Genomic DNA, 3,204 nt, shown 5'->3' with positions numbered 1-3,204 from the left:
GGATCCGGCCTTCGGTGTAAAGCCCCTGGCGATGACCTACTCTTGCATGGCTTAAGCCACACTACCATCGGCGCATATGCGTTTCACTTCCGAGTTCGGGATGGGATCGGGTGGTTCCACACAGCTATTATCACCAGGGAGAGGGTGGAGGGTCGCTGTCTTCGATGGATTGAAGTAGCGCGCACGCTCTCGTTGGGTGCTTTCAACGCGATGGACTGCGTTGTCGGCGAATAGATTGGAATGTAGCGAGTCAGTGTTTGGTCTGGAGTGTCGACGCGTCGTCGAGTCCAAGGCCACTTGAGGTTATATGGTCAAGCCACACGGATCATTAGTACAGGTTAGCTCAATGCATTGCTGCACTTACACACCCTGCCTATCAACCACCTAGTCTTGATGGTTCCTTTAGGGGAGTCGAGCTCCCGGGAGATCTCATCTTGAGGCGCGCTTCCCGCTTAGATGCTTTCAGCGGTTATCGCTTCCGAACATAGCTACCCGGCAGTGCCACTGGCGTGACAACCGGAACACCAGAGGTTCGTCCACTCCGGTCCTCTCGTACTAGGAGCAGCCCCTCTCAAATCTCCAACGCCCACGACAGATAGGGACCGAACTGTCTCACGACGTTCTGAACCCAGCTCGCGTACCACTTTAAATGGCGAACAGCCATACCCTTGGGACCGACTACAGCCCCAGGATGTGATGAGCCGACATCGAGGTGCCAAACACCGCCGTCGATATGAACTCTTGGGCGGTATCAGCCTGTTATCCCCGGAGTACCTTTTATCCGTTGAGCGATGGCCCTTCCATACAGAACCACCGGATCACTAAGACCTACTTTCGTACCTGCTTGATCCGTCGATCTTGCAGTCAAGCACGCTTATGCCTTTGCACACAGTGCGCGATGTCCGACCGCGCTGAGCGTACCTTCGTGCTCCTCCGTTACACTTTGGGAGGAGACCGCCCCAGTCAAACTACCCACCATACATGGTCCCCGACCCGGATAACGGGCCCAGGTTAGAACGTCAAGCACGACAGGGTGGTATTTCAAGGATGGCTCCACCACAGCTAGCGCCATGGTTTCATAGCCTCCCACCTATCCTACACAGACGAACTCAACGTTCAATGTAAAGCTATAGTAAAGGTTCACGGGGTCTTTCCGTCTTGCCGCGGGAACGCTGCATCTTCACAGCGATTTCAATTTCACTGAGTCTCGGGTGGAGACAGCGCCGCTGTCGTTACGCCATTCGTGCAGGTCGGAACTTACCCGACAAGGAATTTCGCTACCTTAGGACCGTTATAGTTACGGCCGCCGTTTACTGGGGCTTCGATCAAGAGCTTCGCCTTGCGGCTGACCCCATCAATTAACCTTCCAGCACCGGGCAGGCGTCACACCCTATACGTCCACTTTCGTGTTTGCAGAGTGCTGTGTTTTTGATAAACAGTCGCAGCGGCCTGGTCACTGCGGCCCCTCTCAGCTATGAACCAAAAGGGGCGCACCTTCTCCCGAAGTTACGGTGCTATTTTGCCTAGTTCCTTCACCCGAGTTCTCTCAAGCGCCTGAGAATTCTCATCCTGCCCACCTGTGTCGGTTTACGGTACGGTCTGCGTAAGCTGAAGCTTAGGAGCTTTTCCTGGAAGCGTGATATCAGCAGCCTAGCCCTAATGGGCCGGTCCTTAGTCTCAACGTTGCCCCCCCGGATTTGCCTAAGGGGACCGCCTCAACTCTCTCACCAGGACAACCAACGCCTGGCCTGCCTAACCTTCTCCGTCCCTCCATCGCACTTACGCGAGGTGCAGGAATATTAACCTGCTTCCCATCGACTACGCATTTCTGCCTCGCCTTAGGGGCCGACTCACCCTGCGTCGATTAACGTTGCGCAAGGAAACCTTGGGCTTTCGGCGTGCGGGCTTTTCACCCGCATTATCGTTACTCATGTCAGCATTCGCACTTCCGATACCTCCAGCAGACTTCTCAATCCACCTTCATCGGCTTACGGAACGCTCCTCTACCGCGCACACATAAGTGTGCACCCCAAGCTTCGGTTCATCGCTTAGCCCCGTTAAATCTTCCGCGCAGACCGACTCGACCAGTGAGCTATTACGCTTTCTTTAAAGGGTGGCTGCTTCTAAGCCAACCTCCTGGCTGTCTGTGCCTTTCCACATCGTTCACCACTTAGCGATGAATTTGGGACCTTAGCTGTGGGTCTGGGTTGTTTCCCTTTTCACGACGGACGTTAGCACCCGCCGTGTGTCTCCCATACAGTCCGTCTTGGTATTCGGAGTTTGCCATGGTTTGGTAAGTCGCAATGACCCCCTAGCCATAACAGTGCTCTACCCCCAAGAGGATACATATGAGGCGCTACCTAAATAGCTTTCGAGGAGAACCAGCTATCTCCGGGTTCGATTAGCTTTTCACTCCTAATCACACCTCATCCCCTACCTTTGCAACGGGAGTGGGTTCGGGCCTCCAGTTGATGTTACTCAACCTTCACCCTGGGCATGACTAGATCACCCGGTTTCGGGTCTACTGCCCGCGACTATGCGCCCTTATCAGACTCGGTTTCCCTTCGCCTCCCCTATACGGTTAAGCTTGCCACGAACAGTAAGTCGCTGACCCATTATACAAAAGGTACGCAGTCACCCTTGCGGGCTCCTACTGCTTGTACGCACACGGTTTCAGGATCTATTTCACTCCCTTCACCAGGGTTCTTTTCGCCTTTCCCTCACGGTACTGGTTCACTATCGGTCGGTCAGGAGTATTTAGCCTTGGAGGATGGTCCCCCCATATTCAGACAGGGTTTCTCGTGCCCCGCCCTACTCGATTTCATCGCATCAGCCCCTTCGCATACAGGGCTGTCACCTTCTACGGCGAACCTTTCCAGGTTCTTTTGCTGAAGCTGATGCAACTTAAGGGCTAGTCCCCGTTCGCTCGTCACTACTTAGGGAATCTCGGTTGATTTCTTTTCCTCCGGGTACTTAGATATTTCAGTTCTCCGGGTTCGCTTCCAGCAGCTATGTATTCACTGCAGGATACCTATTGCTAGGTGGGTTTCCCCATTCGGACATCGCGGGATCAATGCTTGTTGCCAGCTCCCCCACGCTTTTCGCAGGCTGCCACGTCCTTCATCGCCTCTGACCGCCAAGGCATCCACCGTGTGCGCTTATTCGCTTGACCATATAACCCCAAGTCGCCTCGGAGCCATAGGG

At 54.4% G+C, this 3,204-nt stretch carries 2 rRNA genes; both read right to left on the bottom strand.

Going from position 1 to position 3,204, the window contains the following annotated elements:
• Window positions 1-23: 23 nt before the first annotated feature.
• Window positions 24-138 (bottom strand): 5S ribosomal RNA (gene rrf / locus A7A76_RS10615).
• A 169-nt stretch (window positions 139-307) separates the two neighbouring features.
• A 23S ribosomal RNA gene (locus A7A76_RS10610) occupies window positions 308-3,172 on the bottom strand.
• Window positions 3,173-3,204 lie beyond the last annotated feature (32 nt).

Source organism: Lysobacter enzymogenes (genome assembly GCF_017168095.1).
In the GTDB taxonomy this organism is placed as follows: Bacteria; Pseudomonadota; Gammaproteobacteria; order Xanthomonadales; family Xanthomonadaceae; genus Lysobacter; species Lysobacter enzymogenes_D.
This window is presented reverse-complemented; position numbering and strand designations above follow the sequence as displayed.